The 21,811-nt window shown below is 67.2% G+C and carries 14 protein-coding genes; 4 read left to right on the top strand and 10 right to left on the bottom strand.

Going from position 1 to position 21,811, the window contains the following annotated elements:
• Both treS and glgB read left to right on the top strand, forming a co-directional pair.
• On the top strand, nucleotides 1-3,336 hold the full coding sequence (gene treS, locus IB275_RS15575) for a maltose alpha-D-glucosyltransferase (RefSeq protein ID WP_192295884.1): 3,336 nt from the start codon (nucleotides 1-3) through the stop codon (nucleotides 3,334-3,336).
• On the top strand, nucleotides 3,333-5,510 hold the full coding sequence (glgB, locus tag IB275_RS15580; protein ID WP_192295885.1) for a 1,4-alpha-glucan branching protein GlgB: 2,178 nt from the start codon (nucleotides 3,333-3,335) through the stop codon (nucleotides 5,508-5,510). The genes treS and glgB overlap by 4 nt, the downstream gene beginning before the upstream one ends.
• 38 nt (nucleotides 5,511-5,548) lie before the next feature.
• Here the strand turns inward: glgB and IB275_RS15585 are convergent, their stop codons facing one another.
• From IB275_RS15585 to IB275_RS15630, 10 genes are all read right to left on the bottom strand, one after another.
• Nucleotides 5,549-6,514, bottom strand: a complete 966-nt coding sequence (locus IB275_RS15585; protein ID WP_192295886.1) for a lysylphosphatidylglycerol synthase domain-containing protein — start codon at nucleotides 6,512-6,514, stop codon at nucleotides 5,549-5,551.
• On the bottom strand, nucleotides 6,511-7,725 hold the full coding sequence (gene clsB / locus IB275_RS15590) for a cardiolipin synthase ClsB (RefSeq protein ID WP_192295887.1): 1,215 nt from the start codon (nucleotides 7,723-7,725) through the stop codon (nucleotides 6,511-6,513). Before clsB ends, IB275_RS15585 begins: the two co-directional genes overlap by 4 nt.
• Nucleotides 7,722-8,504, bottom strand: a complete 783-nt coding sequence (locus IB275_RS15595) for an endonuclease/exonuclease/phosphatase family protein (protein WP_192295888.1) — start codon at nucleotides 8,502-8,504, stop codon at nucleotides 7,722-7,724. Before IB275_RS15595 ends, clsB begins: the two co-directional genes overlap by 4 nt.
• A 121-nt stretch (nucleotides 8,505-8,625) precedes the next feature.
• Nucleotides 8,626-10,752 (bottom strand): glycogen debranching protein GlgX, encoded by a 2,127-nt coding sequence (gene glgX / locus IB275_RS15600; RefSeq protein WP_192295889.1) that lies wholly within the window; start codon nucleotides 10,750-10,752, stop codon nucleotides 8,626-8,628.
• 15 nt (nucleotides 10,753-10,767) lie between these two features.
• Nucleotides 10,768-11,220, bottom strand: coding sequence for a DUF2934 domain-containing protein (locus tag IB275_RS15605; protein ID WP_192295890.1), 453 nt, complete (start codon nucleotides 11,218-11,220; stop codon nucleotides 10,768-10,770).
• The gene (treY, locus tag IB275_RS15610) at nucleotides 11,217-13,943 is read right to left on the bottom strand and encodes a malto-oligosyltrehalose synthase (RefSeq protein WP_192295891.1); all 2,727 of its coding nucleotides are present in this window, start codon (nucleotides 13,941-13,943) and stop codon (nucleotides 11,217-11,219) included. Before treY ends, IB275_RS15605 begins: the two co-directional genes overlap by 4 nt.
• Complete coding sequence (gene malQ / locus IB275_RS15615) at nucleotides 13,936-15,978, bottom strand: 4-alpha-glucanotransferase (RefSeq protein WP_192295892.1); 2,043 nt, start codon at nucleotides 15,976-15,978, stop codon at nucleotides 13,936-13,938. The genes treY and malQ overlap by 8 nt, the downstream gene beginning before the upstream one ends.
• Complete coding sequence (treZ, locus tag IB275_RS15620; protein ID WP_192295893.1) at nucleotides 15,978-17,723, bottom strand: malto-oligosyltrehalose trehalohydrolase; 1,746 nt, start codon at nucleotides 17,721-17,723, stop codon at nucleotides 15,978-15,980. The genes malQ and treZ overlap by 1 nt, the downstream gene beginning before the upstream one ends.
• Nucleotides 17,720-19,249 (bottom strand): glycogen synthase GlgA, encoded by a 1,530-nt coding sequence (gene glgA, locus IB275_RS15625; RefSeq protein ID WP_192295894.1) that lies wholly within the window; start codon nucleotides 19,247-19,249, stop codon nucleotides 17,720-17,722. The genes treZ and glgA overlap by 4 nt, the downstream gene beginning before the upstream one ends.
• Before the next feature lie 370 nt (nucleotides 19,250-19,619).
• Complete coding sequence (locus tag IB275_RS15630) at nucleotides 19,620-19,823, bottom strand: DUF2934 domain-containing protein (protein WP_192295895.1); 204 nt, start codon at nucleotides 19,821-19,823, stop codon at nucleotides 19,620-19,622.
• Nucleotides 19,824-19,911: 88 nt separating this feature from the next.
• Here IB275_RS15630 and IB275_RS15635 point away from each other — a divergent pair, with 88 nt between their 5' ends.
• Nucleotides 19,912-21,021 carry a DUF3182 family protein gene (locus IB275_RS15635; protein ID WP_192295896.1) on the top strand — a complete coding sequence of 370 codons (1,110 nt, stop codon included), beginning with the start codon at nucleotides 19,912-19,914 and terminating at the stop codon, nucleotides 21,019-21,021.
• Complete coding sequence (locus IB275_RS15640; protein WP_192295897.1) at nucleotides 21,008-21,793, top strand: alpha/beta hydrolase family protein; 786 nt, start codon at nucleotides 21,008-21,010, stop codon at nucleotides 21,791-21,793. The genes IB275_RS15635 and IB275_RS15640 overlap by 14 nt, the downstream gene beginning before the upstream one ends.
• Nucleotides 21,794-21,811: the final 18 nt, after the last annotated feature.

Below are 21,811 nucleotides of genomic sequence, written 5' to 3' on the forward strand. Positions count from 1 at the left end.
ATGGCCAAGCGCAAGACCCGACCGTTCCTCGATGATCCGCTCTGGTACAAGGACGCGGTCATCTATCAGCTGCATGTCAAATCCTTCTTCGACGCCAACAACGACGGCATCGGCGACTTTCGCGGGCTGATCGAGAAGCTCGACTACATCGCCGAGCTAGGCGTGAACACCCTCTGGCTGCTGCCGTTCTACCCCTCGCCACGCCGCGATGACGGTTACGACATCGCCATGTACAAGGGCGTGCACCCTGACTACGGCACCCTGGCCGATGCCCGCCGCTTCATCGATGCAGCCCACGAACGCGGGCTGCGGGTGATCACCGAACTGGTCATCAACCACACCTCCGACCAGCACCCCTGGTTCCAGCGCGCACGGCGGGCGAAGAAGGGTTCCCAGGCGCGCAACTGGTACGTGTGGTCCGACGATGACGGCAAGTACGACCAGACGCGGATCATCTTCATCGACTCCGAACAGTCCAACTGGACCTGGGACCCGGTGGCCGGGCAGTACTTCTGGCACCGTTTCTACTCGCACCAGCCGGACCTGAACTTCGACAATCCGCAGGTGCTGCGCGCAGTGCTCGGGGTGATGCGCTACTGGCTGGACATGGGCGTGGACGGCCTGCGCCTGGACGCAATCCCCTACCTGATCGAACGTGAAGGCACCAACAACGAGAACCTCCCCGAGACCCACGTGGTGCTCAAGCGGATCCGCGCCGAGCTGGACGCCCACTACCCGGACCGCATGCTGCTGGCCGAGGCCAACCAGTGGCCGGAGGACACGCGCCCGTATTTTGGCGGGACGGACGGCGGCCCCGGCGACGAGTGCCACATGGCCTTCCACTTCCCGCTGATGCCACGCATGTACATGGCCATCGCCCAGGAAGACCGCTTCCCGATCAGCGACATCCTGCGCCAGACCCCGGCGATCCCGGACAACTGCCAGTGGGCGATCTTCCTGCGCAACCACGATGAGCTCACCCTGGAGATGGTCACCGACGACGAGCGTGACTACCTGTGGAACTACTACGCCGCCGACCGCCGCGCACGCATCAACCTGGGAATTCGCCGCCGTCTCGCGCCGCTGGTGGAGCGCGACCGCCGGCGCATCGAACTGCTCAACAGCCTGCTGCTGTCCATGCCGGGCACGCCGACCCTCTACTACGGCGACGAGATCGGCATGGGCGACAACATCTACCTGGGCGACCGCGATGGCGTGCGTACGCCGATGCAATGGTCGATGGACCGCAACGGCGGATTCTCCCGTGCGGACCCGGCCAGCCTGGTGCTGCCGCCGATTCTCGATTCGCTCTACGGCTACCAGGGTGTCAACGTCGAGGCCCAGGCGCGCGACCCACACTCGCTGCTCAACTGGACCCGTCGCATGCTCGGCGTGCGCAAGCAGCAGAAGGCCTTCGGCCGCGGCAGCATCAGTATGCTTTCGCCGCCGAACCGGCGCATCCTGGCTTACCTGCGCCAGTACCGGCCGGAGGGCGAGGGCGCAAGCGAAGAGACCCTCCTGTGCGTCGCCAACCTGTCCAACGCCGCCCAGGCGGTGGAGCTGGACCTGGCAGCCTTCGACGGCCGGGTGCCCGTCGAGATGCTCGGTGGCGCTTCCTTCCCGCCCATCGGTCGGCTGACCTACCTGCTCACGCTGGCGCCCTACGGTTTCTACTGGTTCTACCTCGCCGACAGCCAGCAGATGCCGGCCTGGCACGTGCAGCCCGTGGAGCGCATGCCCGAGCTGCCAACCCTGGTGCTGGCCCAGCGCCTGGGCGAGATCATGAACGGTGCACCACGCGAGCTGCTGGAGAACGACTCACTGCCGCGCTACCTGCCCAAGCGCCGCTGGTTCGCCGGCGGCCGCCTGGAAGCCGGCAGCGCCCACCTGCTGTATGCGATGCCACTGACCGAGGACGATGCGGCACCGATGCTGTCGGAGGTGGAAGTCTCCGGGGCCGAGGGCGCTGAGCACTATCAGTTGCCACTGGCTGCCGTGCCGGAGAAAGGCGGCGCCGGCACCGATCTGCCTCAGCAACTGGCCATGGCCCGACTACGCCGCGGGCGCAAGGTCGGTCTGCTGACCGACGCCTTTGCCTTGCCCGCATTCAGCCGCCTGGTCCTGCGCATGCTGCGCGAGACAGCAACGATGCAAGGCCCTGCCGGCGAGCTGCAGTTCCTGCCGCAACCCGGCTTGCCGCAGTACGGCGAGATTGGCGAGGAGGCGGAAGTCCGCGTACTCAGCGTCGATCAATCCAACAGCTCCGCGCTGATCGGCGACAAGCTGCTGCTCAAGCTGCTGCGCCGCGTGTTCCCCGGTGTACATCCGGAGGCGGAGATGGGCGGCTACCTGAGCCGGCGCGGCTACGCCAACATCGCCCCGCTGCTGGGCGAGGTACGGCGTATCGACGCCAGGGGCGAGCCGCACACCCTGATGTTGCTGCAGGGTTATCTGAGCAACCAGGGCGATGCCTGGAGCTGGACACTGAACCAGCTGGAACGCGCCATGCGCGACGGCTTGCTGCCGGGTGTGGAAGCTGCAGAGCCTGGGTTCGACGTGATGGAAGAGTTGCGCCTGTTCGCCGGCAAGCTTGGCCAGCGATTGGGCGAGATGCACCAGTTGCTGGCCGAAGCCACCGACGTGCCGGATTTCGGCCTGCACCGCAGTGGCGCCGCTGACAGCGCCGCCTGGAACAGCAGCATCGGCACGCAGATCGAACAGGCGTTGGAGGCTCTGCAACGCTCTCGCGGCCACCTGGATGAGCGTGGCGGTGTGATGGCCGACTGGTTGCTGGAGAAACGCGGCGAACTGCTGCAGGCCGTGGCCAACCTGGCGCGGTTGGCCGAGGGCGGGGTGATGATCCGCGTCCACGGCGACTTGCACCTGGGCCAGGTCCTGGTGGTGCAGGGTGATGCGTTCCTCATCGACTTCGAAGGCGAGCCGAACCGCCCGTTGGCCGAGCGCCGTCGTCGCCATAGCCCGCTGAAAGATGTGACCGGCGTACTGCGTTCCTTCGACTATGCCGCCGCCATGGCCCTGCGCAGCGCCCAGGGCACCGAGGCGCCCGCAGAACTCCAGGCGGCGCGCGCGGAACTGGCGCTGCGCTATCGCCGCGAAGCCCGCGACGCCTTCCTCGAAGCCTATCGAGCCGCCGCTGTGGACCTGCCGCACGAATGGCATGGCCGCGAAGGCGAGGGCGCGGCGCTGGCCCTGTTCAGCCTGGAGAAGGCCGCGTACGAAGTGCTCTACGAAGCCGGACATCGCCCTGACTGGCTGGACGTTCCGCTGCAAGGGCTGTTCGAACTGGCGCGACATCTGATTGGAGGACGTACATGACACCGCTCCGCGACCTGGACCATCTGCAGCGTGCCGACCACGCCGATCCCTTCTCCTTCCTCGGTCCGCACCGTGACGCAGAGGGCGAACTGGTGCGGGCATGGCTGCCCGGTGCGCTGGCGGTGGAACTGTTGTCGCCGCAGGACGAATTCCTCGTCGCCATGGAGCCGCTGGATGCCGGTGGACTGTTCGTTGCGCGCCTGCCCCGGAAGACACCGTACCGGCTGCGCATCCACTGGCCCGAGCATGAGCAGGTCACCGAGGACCCCTATGCCTTCGGCCCTTCCGTAAGTGAACTGGACCTCTACCTGTTCGCCGAGGGCAACCATCGCCAGCTCGGCAAATGCTTCGGCGCGCAGGCGATGGAGCACGAAGGCGTGATCGGTGTGCGTTTCGCCGTGTGGGCACCCAATGCCAGGCGGGTCTCGGTGGTGGGCGACTTCAACGGCTGGGACGGTCGCCGGCATGTGATGCGCCTGCGCTACCCGGCTGGCGTCTGGGAACTGTTCATCCCGCGCCTGCAGCCGGGCGAGGTCTACAAATACGAATTGCTCGGCCAGGACGGCCTGCTGCCGCTCAAGGCCGACCCGATGGCGCTGGCCACCGAGATGCCGCCGGCCACCGGCTCGCGGGTAGCGGACCCGACACCCTTCGCCTGGCAGGATGACGAATGGATGCTGCAACGTGGCGAGCGCCAGGGATTCGACCGGCCACTGTCAATCTACGAATTGCACGCCGGCTCCTGGCAGTGGGTGGAAAACCGCGCGCCAACCTGGGACGAGCTGGCGGATCGACTGATCCCCTACATCGACGACCTGGGCTTCACCCATATCGAATTGATGCCAATCATGGAGCATCCCTTTGGCGGCTCCTGGGGATACCAGCCGCTGTCGCTCTTCGCGCCCACCGCGCGCTACGGCCGCCCGGCGGAATTCGCGCGTTTCGTCGACCGCTGCCACCAGGCCGGGATCGGCGTGATCCTCGACTGGGTGCCGGCGCATTTCCCCACCGACGCCCATGGCCTGGCGCACTTCGACGGCACGTCGCTGTACGAGTATGCGCACCCCTTCGAGGGCTTCCACCAGGACTGGGACACCTACATCTACAACCTGGGCCGCAACGAGGTGCACGGCTTCATGCTGGCCTCGGCGCTGCACTGGCTGCGCGAATACCATATCGACGGCCTGAGAGTGGATGCGGTGGCCTCGATGCTCTACCGCGACTATTCGCGCAAGGAAGGCGAGTGGATTCCCAACCGCCACGGCGGCCGGGAGAACCTCGAAGCCATCGAATTCCTCAGCCACCTCAACAGCGTGGTACACACCGAAGCGCCGGGCGCGCTGGTCATCGCCGAGGAGTCCACCGCCTGGCCGGGCGTCAGCCGGCCGACGGAAGAGGGCGGCCTGGGCTTCGCCTACAAGTGGAACATGGGCTGGATGCACGACAGCCTCGCGTACATCCGCGAAGACCCGATCAACCGCGGCCATCACCACCACAAGCTGACTTTCGGGTTGCTCTATGCCTTCTCCGAGCACTTCATCCTGCCCATCTCCCACGACGAGGTGGTGCACGGCAAGGGTTCGCTGCTGGGCAAGATGCCCGGCGACCGCTGGCAACAGTTCGCCAACCTGCGGCTGTTCCTGTCGATGATGTGGACCCATCCGGGCAAGAAGCTGCTGTTCATGGGCTGCGAGTTCGGCCAGTGGCGCGAATGGGACCACGACGGCCAGCTGGACTGGTACCTGCTGCGTTACGCCGAGCACTTCGGCGCCCAGGCACTGGTTCGCGAGCTGAACCAGCTGTTGCGTGAGGAGCCCGCGCTCCACGCCTTCGACGATCGCGCCGAGGGTTTCCACTGGCTGATCGGCGACGACCAGCGCAACAGCGTCTACGCCTGGCTGCGTCTGGCTGGCGACGGCGCGCCGCTACTGGTGGTGCACAACTTCACCCCGGTACCACGTCCGCACTACCGCATCGGCGTGCCGCTGGCCGGCCATTGGCAGGTGCTGCTCAACAGCGACGCCGACGCATTTGGCGGCTCGGGTGCGGGCAGCCGGGGGACGCTGGAAAGCGACCCCCATGAATCCCACGGGCAGAACCAATCCCTGGCGCTGAACCTGCCGCCGCTGGGCTGCCTGATCCTTCGCCCCACCGGCGACGCCGTCGACCTGTAGCCGCAGGCCATGCTTTGATCCGCCTGCAGGGTCGGCGGTCAGGACGCCCTCGCGGCTTCCCGGCGATCCGCGCGCCGCTTCAGCTTCTTGGCATGCCGCTCCAGCCACAGGTAGACCAGGCAGGCGAGCAGCAGCGGTATGAGGAAGTACAGCACCCGATAACCGATCAGCGCGGCGACCAGTTCACCGCGGGAGAAATGATCGCGCAGCACGGTGATGAACACCGTCTCGATCACCCCCAGGCCCGCCGGCACATGCAACACAACGCCGGCGATGCTGCTGATCATCAGGGTCGCCAGCACTTCCGGGTAGCTCGCCGAGGCGGGCAGCAGGCTGTAGATCAGCAGCGCCATCATCGACCAGTTGCTGGCCCCGGCGATGCCCTGCAGCGCAGCGAGGCGCCAGGTCGGCAGGTTCAGCCGGTAGCGCTTCCAGCCCCAGGCACGGCGGCTGGCGAAGCGACAGGCCAGCAGGTAGGCCGCGCCCAGCAGCAGGAGCAACACGCCGATTACCCGCAGGCCGCTCTGGCCGAGGGACCAGCTCTGCGGCAGGTCGGGGAAACCAGAGACGAACAGCGCCCCCGCCAGCAGCAGGTAGCCGTACCAGTTGGTGATCAGGCTGAAGGTGAGGATGCGCGTGATGTCCCCCGTGCTCATCCCCAGTCGCCCGTAGAGGCGGTAACGCAAGGCGATGGCTCCGACCCAGGAACTGAGGTTGAGGTTGAAGGCGTTGCACACGAAGGCCACGGTGAATACCCGGCGCACCGGCAGCGGGTGGCCGATGTAGAAGCGGCTGAGCACATCGAAACTGCTGAAGATGCCGTAGCTGCAAATGGCGATCAGCATGCCCAGCGCCAGGGTGCTGAGCGGGTATTCGCGCAGCAGGCGGAATACCTCGTCCCAGTCGGTAGCGCGTAACAGCAGGAACAGCAGGACCGGCAGGGCAATCAGCAGCGCGATATTGAAGGCTCGGTTGGCCCGCTTCCAGAAGCGCTTGTGGTTCATGGCTGCACCTGCGAATGGCCGGCCTCATCGTCGATGCTGGCGGGGTGGAGCATCTGCCGGTGTGCCGGCAACTGCCCGGCGATGGCGGGGAAGTGACGCAGGAAGTGGAAGCTCAGGAACACCAGCGGCGCGCGCCACCAGTAGCCGCGACGGGCATGCTGGCGGGTGACGCGGCGGCAGCTGTCGACGGCCAGGCGCTGCAGGTGCTCGTCCAGGCCACCGGCGAAGGCCTCATCCTCGATCATCAGGTTGCCTTCCAGGTTCAGCGACAGGCTCAGCGGGTCGAGGTTGCTGGAGCCCACCGTGGCCCAGTGCCGGTCGACCACCGCGACCTTGCCGTGCAGCGGGCGCTCGCAGTACTCGTAGATTTCCACGCCGTCGCGCAACAGCGTGTCGTAGAGCAGCTTGCTGCATAGCCGGACCAGCGGCATGTCGGGCAGTCCCTGGAGAATCAGCTGCACCTTCACCCCGCGCCCGGCCGCATCGCGCAGGGCGCGCAGCAGGCGATAACCGGGGAAGAAGTAGGCATTGGCGATCAGCAGCCGCTCCTTCGCCTGACGGATGGCGCGCAGGTAATGCTGCTCGATCTCGGTGCGGCGGTAGAGGTTGTCACGGATGGCCAGGCAGGTCCGGCAAGGGCCCGCCGACCCGCCGGGGTGCACGGCGTCGGCGGCGGGAATGTCGCCGCCCTCAAGGTAAGGAGCAGGGCTGAGCAGATCCAGGCAGGCGCGGCGAATGTCTTCCACGCCGGGGCCTTCGACCCTCACTGCGTAGTCCTGCTTGGCCATGGTGCCGAAGTCGGCCAGGTGGTCGGCGCAGTAGTTGATGCCGCCGACGAAGGCCACGGCACCGTCCACCACCACATGCTTGCGGTGCAGGCGGCGGAACAGGTTGGTGCGCATGCCCAGCAGCAGTGGCTGCGGGTCAAACAGGTGCAGCCGCACACCGGCATCCAGCAGGCCGCCGACAAAACCTGCGTCCAGGTCCGGCGTACCGTAGCCGTCGGCGGTCACTTCCACGCGAATGCCGCGATTGGCAGCGTCGATCAGTACCTGGCGCAGCTCGCGCCCCACCTTGTCGTCACGCAGGATGAAGGTTTCCAGCAGAACTTCGTGCCGCGCGCTCTCGATGGCGCGGAACACGCTGGGAAAGAAATCCTCGCCATTGATCAGCAGCTCCACGCGGTTGCCGTCGCGCCATACCTCCTTCATAGCGACACCTCCGCGAGCAGCGGCAGGTGATCGGAGAGGTGTGGCCAGGGCTTGCGGTTGAGCACTTCGCTCAAGGTGACCTTGAGGTGGCGCACGTAGATGCGGTCCAGGCGCAGCAGCGGCCAGCGCGCGGGGAAGCTGCGCGGTTCGCCGCCGCTCTCGGGGAAGGCTGGGCGCAGGCCGCAGCCGGCAAGGACGCCGGTGGCTTTGCAGCGCCAGTCATTGAAATCACCGGCGACCACCACCGGGTCGTTGGCGGGCAGTTCGCCGATCAGCGCGCACAGCAGTTGGAGCTGTTTCCGCCGTTGCACCTCATGCAGCCCCAGATGCACACAGACCGCGTGCAGCGTGCCTTCGCCGGGCAGGTCTATCTGTGCATGCAGCAGGCCACGTTCTTCGGTGCCGGCCACCGACACATCGCGGTTGTCCCAACAGCGAATCGGCAGGCGCGAGAGCAGGGCATTGCCATGATGACCTTCGGGGTAGACGGCGTTGCGTCCGTAGGCGAAGGCCGGCCACATGCTGTCGGCGAGGAATTCGTACTGGGGGGCGTGGGGCCAGTTGGCATGGCGCTCGGCGTGCAGCTGGTGTTCGCCGTGGACTTCCTGGAGGAACACCAGGTCCGCCGAGGTCGCGCGCACCGCATCGCGCAGCTCATGCAGGATGAAGCGGCGGTTGAAGGCGTTGAAACCCTTGTGGGTGTTCACCGTCAGCACCCGCAGCAGGGTATCGGCCTGCGCCTGGGCAAGGCTCTGCGGACCGGCCTCGGCCTGGGTCATGTGCCTCCTCCCCATGGAGTGAATATTCCGACGCCGGGCCTGCCCTTGGCGATTTCGGGCCTCCGCGTCTACTGGTTCCGACTGAGCCACGCGGGCGACGTTCAGCCGGATTGCCCGACGGTCAGTCGTCGCTGCGACGCAGAGCGAGCAAAGCCAGCGAACGAGCGCTTAGCGGGTAGGCGGCGCCGAACTCCCAGTTCTGCCCGTGCTCCTGCGGTTCGGCGCTGTCCAGCAGGTACTGCCAGTCGCGGCCCTGGGCAGTCTCCGGAAGGATGAAATCGAGACCCTCGTGCCCGGCGTTCAGCAGCAGCAAAAGGGTGGCGTCACCGCCGCTGCGGCGGATGCCCGTGGGTTGCGCGCGACCGTCCATGAGCATGCCGAGACTGCGCCGTTGCGGGTCGTGCCAGCGATCCTCGGTCATTTCCTCGCCCTCGGGCGCGAGCCAGGTGACGTCACGCACCCCCAGGCCCTCGTTATACTCGCCCACCAGGAAGCGCCCGCGCCGCAGGATCGGGTAGGCCTGGCGCAGGCGGATCAGCCGGCGGGTGAAGGCCAGCAGTTCGTGGCCTTCGTCGTCGAGGTTCCAGTCCACCCAGCCCAGTTCGTTGTCCTGGCAGTAGACGTTGTTGTTGCCCTGCTGGGTGCGGCTGAACTCGTCACCGGCCAGCAGCATGGGCGTGCCCTGGGAGAGCAGCAGCGTGGCCATCAGGTTGCGCATCTGCTGCACGCGCAGGCGGCGGATGCCCTCGTCGTCGGTAGGGCCTTCGACGCCGTGGTTCCAGGAACGGTTGTCGTCGTGGCCGTCGCGGTTGTCCTCACCGTTGGCCTGGTTGTGCTTGTGGTCGTAGGTGACCACGTCGCGCAGGGTGAACCCGTCGTGGGCAGTGATGAAGTTCACCGAGGCATAGGGCCTCCGGCCACGCTGGTCGTAGAGGTCGCCCGAGGCGGTGAGACGCCGCGCCAAGTCCGGCAGCTGGCCTTCATCGCCACGCCAGAAGCTGCGCACGGTGTCGCGGAAGCGGTCGTTCCACTCCACCCAGCCGGGCGGGAAGCCGCCCACCTGGTAGCCGCCGGGGCCGCAGTCCCAGGGCTCGGCGATCAGCTTGCGGTGGCTGAGCACCGGGTCCTGGCGGCAGGCGACGAGGAAGCTGTGGCGTTCGTCGAAACCGTCGGCGTAGCGCCCGAGGATCGACGCCAGGTCGAAACGGAACCCGTCTACGCGCATCTCCGTGGCCCAGTAGCGCAGCGAGTCGGTGACCATCTGCAGCACGCACGGGTGGCTCAGGTCGAGGGTGTTACCAGTGCCCGAATCGTTGACGTAGTAGCGGCGGTTGTCGGCCTGCAGGCGGTAGTAGGAGACGTTGTCGATCCCGCGCATGCACAGGGTCGGGCCCAGCTCGTTGCCTTCGGCGGTGTGGTTGTAGACCACGTCGAGGATCAGCTCGATACCGGCGGCGTGCAGGTGCGCGACCATTTCCTTGAACTCGTTGACGTGGCCGCTGGCAAGGTAGCGGGCCTGGGGCGCGAAGAAGGCGATGCTGTTGTAGCCCCAGTAGTTGCTCATGCCCTTTTCCAGCAGGTGCTTGTCGTCGAGGAAGCCATGCACCGGCAGCAGTTCCAGGCTGGTGATGCCCAGCTGTCGCAGGTGCTGCAGCAGCTCGCTGTTCATCAGACCGGCGCAGGTGCCGCGCAGGCGCTCGGGCACCGCGGGGTGGCGCATGCTCAGGCCGCGCAGGTGGGCTTCGTAGATGACAGTCTCGTCCCAGGGCACGCGCACCGGCTGTTGCTCGCCCCAGGTGAAGGCCGGATCGATGACCTTGCACTTGGGGACGTATGCCGCGCTGTCGCGCTCGTCGAAGCTGAGATCCGCATCCGGCGAGCCAATGGTGTAGCCGAACAGCGATTCGGACCATTTAAGTTCACCCACCAGCTGCCGCGCATAAGGATCGATCAGCAGCTTGTTGGGGTTGAAGCGGTGCCCCGCGTCGGGTTCATAGGGGCCATGCACGCGATAGCCGTAGATCTGCCCCGGATGGGCATCGGGCAGGTAGCCGTGCCAGATCTCGTCGCTGTATTCGGGCAGCTCGATGCGCTCGATTTCGTGCTTGCCCTGGGCATCGAACAGGCACAGCTCGACCCGCGTGGCGTGGGCGGAGAACAGCGCGAAGTTGACGCCCAGGCCATCCCAGGTGGCCCCCAGCGGGAAGGGGCGGCCTTCGGTGACGCGGGACTGTGCTCGTCGGGTCATGGCCGGCTCCTGGGGTCAGATACTCTGCTTCTTCGTGCGTGGCTTGGGCGCCGCTGGGTTGCCGGGAGTCGCTGCCTCGGCCGGGCTGGGCTTGGGCTTGCGCTTGGCAGTGGGCGTCACGGTCGGCGCACTTCTGGTCGGCTTGGCCTTGGCCGGGGACTTGCGCTCGGCCTCCGGCGGTGTCGGCGTCACGGTTTCGCCTTCGTCCTGGTCCGGCACTTCCGGGTCTGCCTTGGGCAGCCGGCCCTTGCGCCGTGGCGGCTCCTGGAGGAGGGCGGGCTTCTCCGGTTCCTTGTCCCCCTCGAAGCGGGGTTTTACCGGCTCCTGCGTACCATCGGCATTTCCTGCCTCGGCTTCGGCGAGGCTGCGCGCCATGCGCCAGTGGCGGTCATGCTGGCCTTCCGGGCGCCCCTCGGACTCCCAGATCTGGTAGGCCAGTTCGCGGACTCTTCGCTCATTGACCTTCATCGTTCACCTCCGGATATGAGCAGGTTGACCGGGGTCTCACCGAGCAGCTCAGCCAGGCGGGGTTCCCCGTTGTGCGGTTCGAGCGGGGCAGCCAGCCCGTTCCAGCGGATGGCGGCCAGCGAGGAAGGCAGGTGCAGGCGCGTGTCCGTCCAGCGCGCTGGTGGCACCTGCGGCAGTGAAGAGTCGCCGAGCAGCCCGGCTACGCAGCGCGGCACCACGACCAGCAGGTGTTGGCCGGCGTGGCTGCGGACGAAGGCGGCGACCTGTGCGGCGTGCTCGCCGCGTGCTTCCAGCGGCAGGTAGTCGCCAGCTGCGAAGAGTGCCGGCCAGCGCTTGCGCAGCCCGAGGGCCCAAGCGAGCAGCGCCTGCTTGATGCGGCCAGTGCGCCAGTCGCGCAGCAGCGCGGGCCAATCCGGCGGGCCGTCCAGCGTGGTCTCCAGGCTGGCGAAGTCCGGGATGTGCCGGTTGTCCGGGTCGACCAGGCTGAAGTCCCAGAGCTCACAACCCTGGTAGAGATCCGGAACCCCGGGCGTGGTGTTGCGCAGCACGCACTGAGTCAGTCCATTGAGCGCTCCGGCCGGCATCAGGCTGCGTGCTGCTTCGGCGATGGACCGGCGCAGCGCTGCGCCGTCGTCCGCCAGCAGGATGCCGGCGAGAAATTCGCCGCAGACGCGTTCGTAGGCTTCGTTGGGCGCGCTCCAGTCGCTGTCCAGCTTGGCCTCGCGAATCGCCTTGCGCTGCCATTGCTCGATGCGCCGGTGATACTCGCGCAGGCCTACCGCGTCGTCGGTGTCGAGTTCCAGCGGCCAGCTGCCGAGCAGGCACTGGTAGAGGATGAGTTCGTCGCCGCCACTGGGCGCGGGGCCACGGGCGATGTGCTGGCGCAGCGGCGCGGCGAGTTTCCACCAGCTCCAGGCCCGCTCGGCGAACCACCCGGCGCGCTCGCTGAGCACCGCCAGGCGCGCCCGGCAGTCCTCGCCGCGCTTGTGGTCGTGGGTCGCGGTGGCCAGCATGGCGCGGGGGAAGTTGCGCAGGCGCTTCAGGCAGGCGAGGTGGAAGGCGTCCGTATCGCCCCCGAGGGTCTGCGGATCGAAGCCGACATCGTTGCGCCCCAGCGCTGCCGCCGAGCGGTAGCAGGCGGTGTCCTCCAGGGACTTGGCAGCGATCGGTGGTGTGAGCTGCTGGAATCGGTCCAGTGCCAGCTTGCGCAGCTGCCGCATCGGGCCGGGCGGCTGTCTGCGCAGCGCCTCGCCGCCGAGCATGCGATCAAGCCAGCCGAGGGTGCGCTGGTCGCCCGGTTCCAGGTGTTGCTGAGCCTGCTCCAGCGCCTGGCTGAAGAAGTATTCGTCCTGCTCGGAGCGGCCCAGCGCGTCGGCATAGGTGCGATAGACGGGGAAGGCGGCGAGCAACTGGAACAGCGCGCGGCGGATCGAGCCCAAGGGGATGTCGCGGCTGGCCAGGGTGAACCGAGCGATGTGCCAGAGCTGCTGTGCAAGGCCTTCTACGTCGCCGGCGAACAGCGAGGCCAGCACATGCTTGCGTGCCTGGCGGACTTCCTCGGCGAACCCGTCCTGCCGGCCGCTGACCTCCAGCCACAGGTGGCGCAACAGCGACTCGCCGTGGGCGTCGTGCAGCAGCTGCGACACCTGGTTCATGAAGTCGTACCCGGTGGTGCCTTGCACCTTCCAGTCCGCCGGCAGGGCTTCGCCGGGGCCGAGGATCTTTTCCACGTAGACCGGTGCGCCGCGGGTGGCTCGCCATAGGCGTCGGCAGTAGCCGCGCGGATCGGCGAGGCCGTCCACGTGGTCGATGCGCAGGCCGTCGATCAGCCCTTCATCCATCAGTTGCAGCAGGTAGGCGTGGCTGGCCTGGAAGACGTCCGGATGTTCGGCGCGCAGGCCTACCAGTTCATTGATGTCGAAGAAACGCCGCCAGTTGATGTCGTCCGCCGCCACCCGCCAGTTGGCCAGGCGGTAATGCTGCTGCTCGATCAGTCGGTGCAGGCTGTGCCAATCCTGGCGGTAGGACGCCAGCAGGGTGGTGAGCCGTCCGCTGTCGGCAAGCGGAGCGGCCGCTTCCCGGCAGAGCGCCTGCGCCAGATGACGGCCCAGCGGATGGTGGTGCAACTCGACGAAGCGCGGCGCCAGGGCCAGCAGTTCGGGGCATTCGGTATGGCAGAGGATCATCCCGTAGCTGGACGGGCAGACCGGGAATCGTTGCTCGCCGTAGCGCAGCAGGAAGCGCGCGCTGGCGTTGTCGTAATCCAGGCAGATGCGCTCCGAGGTCACCTCGTCGATATAGTCCTCGCCCAGGCACGGCAGCAGCACCTGCTGGTCCAGCAGCGGGTCGTCGCTGTGCCAGCGGATGTCGAAGAAGTGCGCATAGGGGCTGTCCAGGCCCCACTCGAGCACGTCCTGCCACCAGGGATTGGCGTCGCCGATACGCATGTGGTTGGCCACGGTGTCGACGATCAGCCCCATGCCGTTCTGCCGAAGGCCCGCCACCAGCCGGCGCAGTGCCGGCTCGCCACCCAGCTCCTCGCTGATGCGGGTCGGGTCCACGGAGTCATAGCCGTGCAGCGAGCCCGGCTGCGCCGCCAGCAGAGGCGAGGCATACAGGTGGCTGATGCCGAGCCGGGCGAAGTAGTCCAGCCAGGGCAGGGCGTCATCCAGGGTGAACTCCCGGTGGAACTGCAGGCGCAGGGTGGCGCGGATTTCAGCCATGTTCGCGCCCTCCGTTACGCGCACGGCGCAGGCGTTCCATGCGCGTACGCACTTGCGGGTCGTCGAGCATCTCTGCGGCGTTGCGCTCGAAGCGCCGTCGCCAGTTCGGATGCGCATCGCCGGGCCCTGGCAGGTTGGGCTGCTCGATGCAGGCGAGGGCGTCTTCGAGCGGCAGCAATACCAACGGCGCAGGCGTGGCCCCCAGGAGCTCGATGGCGCCGTCCAGCACCGGGTCTGACTGGATCTGGTTCTCACCCAAGGCCCGGCGCAGGGCGAAGGACTCGTGCTGGCGGGTATTGCGCTCGTCCGCAGCGGACTCGCGGCTGCGCTGGCCGAGCTGCTCGCGCCAGTCGATGTCGCGGCCTTTCTGCCAGCCCTCCAGGGTCGGCAGGTCATGAGTTGTGCTGGTGGCCAGGGCGTTGTCTGGCCACTGTGCCGGTGCGATGAAGCGGCCGTGCTGCTGCTCGAACAGCAGCACGCGCATGCCCAGGATGCCGCGCTCGGCCAGCGCCTCGCGCAGCCCCGGTGGCACGGTGCCGAGGTCCTCGCCGATGATGATTGCCTGGGCGCGTTCGGCTTCCAGGCAGATCAGCCGCAACAGGTCCTGGATCGGGTAATCGAGGTAGGCGCCGTCCTGTGGCTCAGCACCGGCGGGAATCACCCAGAGCCGGCGCAGGCCGAGGATGTGATCGATACGCAGACCTCCGACGTAGCGCAGGTTCGCCCGCAGCATCTCGATGAAGGCGCGGAAGCCGTTGCGCCGCAATCCGTCCGGGGAGAAGGCGCAGATGCCCCAGTTCTGCCCGGCGCGGTTGAGGATGTCCGGCGGGCAGCCGACGCTGACGCCGGTAAGCAGTTCATCCTGGCGCATCCAGGCCTGGCTGCCGGACGGTTCGGCACCCACCGCGAGGTCGGCGATCAGGCCGATGCCCATGCCGGCGGCTTTCGCGTCGGTCTGCACCTGCCGCAGGCCGCGGGCGATCAGCCACTGGCCGAACGCCTGCTGGCTGATCGCCTGTTCTTCGTCGACCATGAAATGGCCCAGCTCGGTGCTGCCGGCGTTACGGTAATCCTCGGGCCAGAACCGCCAGTCCAGCCCGTCGCCAGCTTCGGCGCGGCGCAGTTGCAGGACCTGGAAGCAGCAATGCTGCAGCAGTTCGGCGCCACCGAGATTGCGGAAGGCGAGGAAGTCTTCATGCAGCTCGCCCGCGTCGTGCTGGAACTGCCCGTAGAGCTGCGTCAGCAGCCGGTCGCGCAGGTGGGCGACGCCCAGCCAGTCGATCAGCGGCAGCGCTTGCAGGCGCGCGAGTTCGGCTCCCAGTCCGGCGGCGGCGAGCGCCTCACGTACCGGTTCATCGCCCAGTACCAGCCCCGGGGCGGCATAGAGTTCGTTGAACAGCAGCCGGCTCGACGGCGAATAGGGGCTGTAGATCTGCCGCGAGGCGGGGAACATGGCGTGAACCGGACTGATGGCGATGGCATCCGCGCCGTGCCCGGCTGCCGCACGCACCAGTTGGGCGAGGGCGGCGATGTCGCCGGCGCCACCGTCCTGCTCGCGGCGCAGGGAGTACAGCTGCGCGGAAAGGCCCCAGACACGCTGCCTTCCGCCACAATACTGCGCCACCGACGGGCAACGCGGGGGCGCCACGGCAAGGATGATTTCCCGCTCGCCCAGGTGCAGGGGGTAGTAACCCGATTGCTCGATCGCGGGTAATTGCCCGTGTTCGTCGACCTGGCCTTCGCTGTGGCCGCTGTCGTCTTCGTTGAACAGCTTGTAGCGGCTCCCGGGTGGCACCGGAACGGCAATCGGCTGCCCTTGGTCGGCGGTAATCAGCGGTGGCAGTTCTGCCTGGCGGCGCTCCAGCGCATCCAGGCTCTGGCGAATCTGCTCCGGGCTCCGCGCCGGAAAGCCGAGAGCTTCCAGCACAGAGCGCTGCACCTCGGCGGTCAGGCGCTGCGGGCGGTTGTCGGCATCCATCCAGTCGATGGCCAGGCCCGCTTCGCTGGCCAGGCGCTCCAGTTGCGCATCGCTCATCAGGTCGTCTCCAGGCTGGCGACCAACGCGGCGGCGCCCAGCCAGCCGTGGCGGTAGTGCGCCACACCCTGGCCACAGCAGAACAGCACCTGGGCGCCTTCGCCCGGCGGGTCGATGGCGACGTCGTCCGAGCCGAGGTTGAGGTCGATGCGCCAGAGGCTGCCGTCACCGAGCCGCCATTTCGCGCTCAGCGCACGCTCGGCCAGCGGTTGCGCATCCAGTGCGCGGGTGCCGGGCAGGTGGGGTGTCAGCCAGCGCTGACGCAGCGCCAGCAGCTGCCGGCAGTGCGCTCGCCAGGTGTCGTCACCCTGCTCGGGACGAGGCCGGGAAGCCACGTAGGTCTGGTAGTCATTGGGATCGGGAATCCAGGCGGCCGCGCCCGGCGAGGAAAATCGGCTGAAGCGCCTGAACTCTTCGCGCCGGCCTTCTGTGACAGCCCGCGCCAATTCGCCCTGGTAGTCGGTGAAGAACAGGAAGGGCTGTTGCTCGCCCCATTCCTCGCCCATGAACAGCATCGGCACCATGGGGCCGAGCAATACCAGCGCACTGGCCGCGCGCAGCTGGTCCGTGCGCGCCAGGGTGGTGAGGCGCTCGCCCAGCGCACGGTTGCCGACCTGGTCGTGGTTCTGCAGGAAGGCCACGAAGGCCTGAGGACTCAGCTGGTCGCTGGGCTCGCCGCGGGCGATGCCGCGGTAGTCGGTCTCCCCCTGGAAGGCGAAGCCCTCGCGCAGGCAGCGGCACAACTGCTCGATCGGGGTGTGCGAGTAGTCGACGTAGTAGCCTTCGTTCTCGCTGGTGAGCAGGACGTGCAGGCAGTGGTGCAGGTCGTCGTTCCACTGGGCGTCGAAGCCACGCTCGCCCTGCAGCAGGCTGGCCTCATTGTTTTCGTTCTCCAGGATCAGGTGCAGCTCACGGCCTTCGGTGGCCCGGCGGGCGCGTTCGGCCAGTTCAAGAAGGAAGCCCTTGTCGGAGATGGCGTGCACGGCGTCGATTCGCAGGCCGTCCACGCGGTACTCGCGCACCCACATTTCGGCGTTGCCGATGAAGAACTCGCGCACCGCCGGATGGCGGAAGTCGATGGCCGGGCCCCAGGGCGTCTGCTGGTCGGCGCGAAAGAAGGCGCTGGCGTAGCGGCCGAGGTAGTTGCCCTGCGGGCCGAAGTGGTTGTAGACCACGTCGATGAACACCATCAGCCCCAGGCCGTGGGCCGTGTCGATCAGTCGGCGCAGATTGTCCGGATCGCCATAGGCACACGACGGCGCGTAGAGCAGCACACCGTCATAACCCCAGTTGCGCCGACCGGGGAAGGCATTCAGCGGCATCAGTTCGATGGCGGTGATACCCAGCGCGGCCAGCTCTTCCAGTCGCCCCTGCAACGCCGAGAACCCATCGAACAGTCCGACGTGGACTTCGTAGATCACCGCTTCGTGCCAGGGGCGACCGCGCCAGTTCGGGTACAGCCAGCGGTAGGCGCCGGAGTCGACCACACGGCTTTCGCCTTCGACACCACCGGCCTGGTCCCGCGAAGCCGGATCCGCAACCTGCAGGTCGTGGTCGATGCGGTAGCGGTAGGTCTGCCCGACGATGGCTGGAACCTCGGCGCTGAACCAGCCGTCCTCGATCTTTTCCAGATCGTGGCGTTTGCCACCGCCCAGTTCCACCTCGACGCGCTGCGCATCCGGCGCCCACAGCGAAAACCGCACCTTGCCGTCGGGCAGGGTCATCGCGCCGTGCTGCAACGTCATCGCACGGCCTGCGCCGGCACCCGTTGCAACAGGCGCTGGTAGAGGGAGGTATAGGGACGCACGGCTTCGTCCCAGGGCAGCGGTGACTCCATGGCCTTGCAGCGCATGGCGTGCAGCAGTTCGGGGTAGCGGTAGATGTTCAGCGCGCGGCGCACGGCGTCGAAGTAGCTGGCGGGGGTCTCGTCGCGGAACAGCAGGCCGGTGACGCCATCGATGATGGTGTCGGCCAGCCCGCCGGTGTGCCGGGCGATGGGCAGCGACCCAAAGCGCTGGGCGTACATCTGGCTGAGGCCGCACGGTTCGTAGCGCGAGGGCATGAGCAGGAAGTCGCTGGCGGCGTAGATGCGTCGGGCGGTGGTCTCGTCGAAACCGACCTGCACGCCGACCCGGCCCGGATAACGCTCGGCGAGTTCGCGCATGGCCTGCTCCAGCTCCGGTTCGCCGCAGCCGATGGACACCAGCCGGCCACCGGCGGCAACCATCTCGTCGGCGATCGCCAGGGTCAGGTCGATGCCTTTCTGCTGGACCAGCCGCGAGACCACCGCAAACAGCGGGCCGCGCCCAGGGAGCAGGCCGAACTGCTTCTCCACGTAGTCGGCATTGCGGCGTTTCCCGGCAATGTGCGAGGCGTCGAAACCTTCAATCAGGTGCGGATCGGTCAGCGGGTCCCAGCCTGCGTCGATACCGTGGGTGATGCCGCTCAGTTGGCCGCGGTCACGACGCTGGGCAAGCACGCCGTGCATGCCGCAGCCGAGATCCGGACCGGTGATCTCACGGGCATACGTCTCGCTCACCGTGGTGATGTGGCTGGCATGACTGATACCGGCCTTGAGGAACGACAGTTTGCCGTAGAACTCCATGCTGCCCGGCAAGCCGGCGGAGTCCGGCAGGCCCAGCTCGGCGCAGCAGCCCAGCGGGCAGGAACCCTGGTAGCCGAGGTTGTGGATGGTCAGCACGCTGGGTGTTGTCTGCCCGCGCCAGGCCATGTAGGCCGGCGCCAGCGCGGTGGGCCAGTCGTTGACGTGGAGCAGATCCGGGTACCAGGCCAGTGCGCTCATGCCGGCCACGATATCGGCGGCGGCCAGGCTCAGGCGAGCGAAGCGGATGTGATTATCAGCCCATTCGTGGCCGTTCTGGTCGACATAGGGAGTGCCGGGACGGTCATAGAGCTCGGGGCAGATCACTGCATAGACCACCAGCCCGTCGGCCAGCTTCAGCTCGCCGATGTCACAGGCCGGCAGCGCGGCGAGACCTGGCAGATGCCCGACTATCTTGCAGGCGATCGCGCCCTTGAGCACCTGCGGATAGCCGGGGATCAGCACCCGTATATCGTGATCGGCGAGCAGCGCGCGGGGCAGGGCGGCAGAGACGTCGCCCAGGCCACCGGCCTTGACGAAGTCGCTGAATTCGGAGGTGGCGAAGAGTATCCGTTTGCGCCGCTGCGGCGGCGTACCATCGGCCGACGGGATCGGGGTGAGGTTGACTGTGGCTTCTTCCAGGCGCACATCGGCCAGCTGGTTACGCATCGTTGACTCCTCGATTCGTCAGGGGGACTGGCGTTTCCTGTCAGCCCCGTGGTTCTCCGTGGTGTTTGTCCTGTCCTGCGGGGGACCGGCCCCCAACGGGTGAAGTTTCGAATTTCTGCCGACGCGCGCTACCGACGTGGCGGCATCCCGGTCAGCGCGGGAGCCGCTTGCTTGGAGGGGCATCAGGCAGGGGCAGAAGGCGCGACCGAAAACGCTGCGGCCGACAGGCATTGCTGCAAGCAGGGTCCGTACCAGTCTTCGAAGTGGCGCTAACTGCTTGATCGGAAGAGCAATTCAGAAGGGAGCGTGGCGATGTGCAACCAGCAGAATGCACGATCGGCCTCTGCGTCGGTTGCAATACGCCTTGCCGCTACGCTTCGCGGCGAGGGTTGTGCTTGCCCTTGTAGTCCAGCTCCTGAGCGCGTTCGACGGGCAACGAGTGACCCAGGTGTTCCTCCGCCATCTGCCAATGGCGGGCGGCCTGACCGGTGGGTTTGCCTTCGGCAACCCAGAGGTCATAAGCCTTCTGGCGTATCTGTGCTTCGCGGTCCTGGTCGTTGCGGTGCTGATTCATGGTCGGCTCCAGCAGTTCGTCATCTGTGTAGAACCGATGACTGCTGCGTCAGTCAGGTTGTTCATACAGCCTGACCGAGGGATGATTCATGAACGATGCCGATCGCCCACGCCTGGTCGTGGCCTGCTCGCTGGACCCGGATGCGCAGCGTGCCGACCGCCACACCCACGAGGCGCTGGCCGCCTGGCTGGCGCAGATCCAGGGTCTGGACTTCCGCGCCGAACCGCCCTCGCACCGGCAGCCCGGCCAGCAGTTCTACTGGGTGCCGGATGCCACAGTGGCAGGTCGCGAACAAGCTGAGGAGTTTGACATCCATGGCCCGTTGGACCTGTTCGGCGGCTATGTGCAGTACGGCTTCCAGGGCGGCAAGGCCATCGTCCACCCGCTGATCGACCGACCGACCCTGACCCCGCGCGGCTGGAGCGACGCATTCGCCGCACGGGTGAAACCGCTGGTGCTCGATGGCCACAGTGTGTTCTCCCACAACGACGCCTTGCGCTGTGCGAGTGCGCGCCTGCAGCGAGGCCCGCAACGGCTGAAGCCGGCAGCCAGCCGGGGCGGGCAGGGCCAGCAGGTCGTGGCGGATACGGATCAGCTGGCAGAGGCTCTGGTCCGCTACGAGGACGAGCATTACCACGCAGGGCTGGTGATCGAGGACGACCTCGACGAGCCGCAAACCCACAGCGTCGGCCAGGTGATGATCAATGGTGTTCTGCTCAGCTATCACGGCGTCCAGCAGCGCAATCGCAATCCGCGCGGTGAGCTGGTTTACGGTGGGAGTGACCTGCTGGTGGTGCGTGGCGACTTCGACTGCCTGCTCGCACTGGACCTGGTGGAATCGGTGAAATTGGCGATCCACCAGGCGATGCAGTTCGACCGCGCCGCGCATCAGTTGCTGCCGGCCTTTTTCGCCTCGCGGCGCAACTACGACGTCGCCCAGGGCCTGGACGTCCGCGGCCAGCGTTGCTCGGGCGTGCTGGAGCAGTCCTGGCGCATCGGCGGTGCCAGCGGTGCGGAACTGGCGGCGCTGGAAGCCTTCGTCGCCGATCCGGCGCTGTGCGTGGTGCGCGCCTCGACGTTCGAGATCTTCGAGGACAAACCCCTGCCGGGCAACGTTCGCGTGCTGTATCGCGGGCCGGATGAGCACGGCGATTTCCTCATGAAGTACGCAATGGTGGCGCCTTATGTCTTCCCGTGACGAGCTGTTTCCCCGTGAGTTTTCCAGCGACGAGCGCATCGATATCGATGTCGGCAGCCTGCGCCTGCAGGGCAATTTCCTCAGCCCGCGCACTCATGTACCCGGCGTACTCTTCGTGCACGGCTGGGGTGGCAGTCAGGAGCGCGATCTCAATCGGGCTCGCGGTATCGCCGGGCTTGGCTGCGTCTGCCTGACCTTCGACCTGGCCGGCCACGGCGCTGGCGAAGGGCTGCAGGCTTCCATCACCCGCGAAGACAACCTGCGCGACTTGCTGGCCGCCTATGATCGGCTGGCGGCGCATCCGCGAATCGACTCCAGCGCCATCGCGGTGGTCGGCACCAGTTATGGCGGCTATCTCGCCGCGATCCTCACCGAGTTGCGCGCTGTGCGCTGGCTCGCCCTGCGCGTGCCGGCGATCTACCGCGACGAGGACTGGGACGTGCCCAAGCGCGACCTGCCCCGGGACGACCTGATGGCCTACCGCTCCAGCCTCATCCCGGCGGCCAGCAACCGCGCACTGAAGGCCTGTTCCGGGTTTCACGGCGATGTGCTGCTGGTGGAGTCGGAACACGACAGCTATATCCCGCACCCGACCATCATGAGTTACCGCGCAGCCTTCCAGCGCACCCACTCGCTGACTCACCGGATCATCGACCAGGCCGACCATGCGCTGAGCAGCGAGACGTCCCAGGCCGCCTATACCGACATCCTCGTGCGCTGGATCACCGAGATGGTGGTCGGCGAGCGGGCCAACCGGCTGATCGTCGGCTGAGCCACATGGCGCCGCCCG

This window comes from Pseudomonas sp. PDM21, from assembly GCF_014852505.2.
Taxonomy (GTDB): Bacteria; Pseudomonadota; Gammaproteobacteria; order Pseudomonadales; family Pseudomonadaceae; genus Pseudomonas.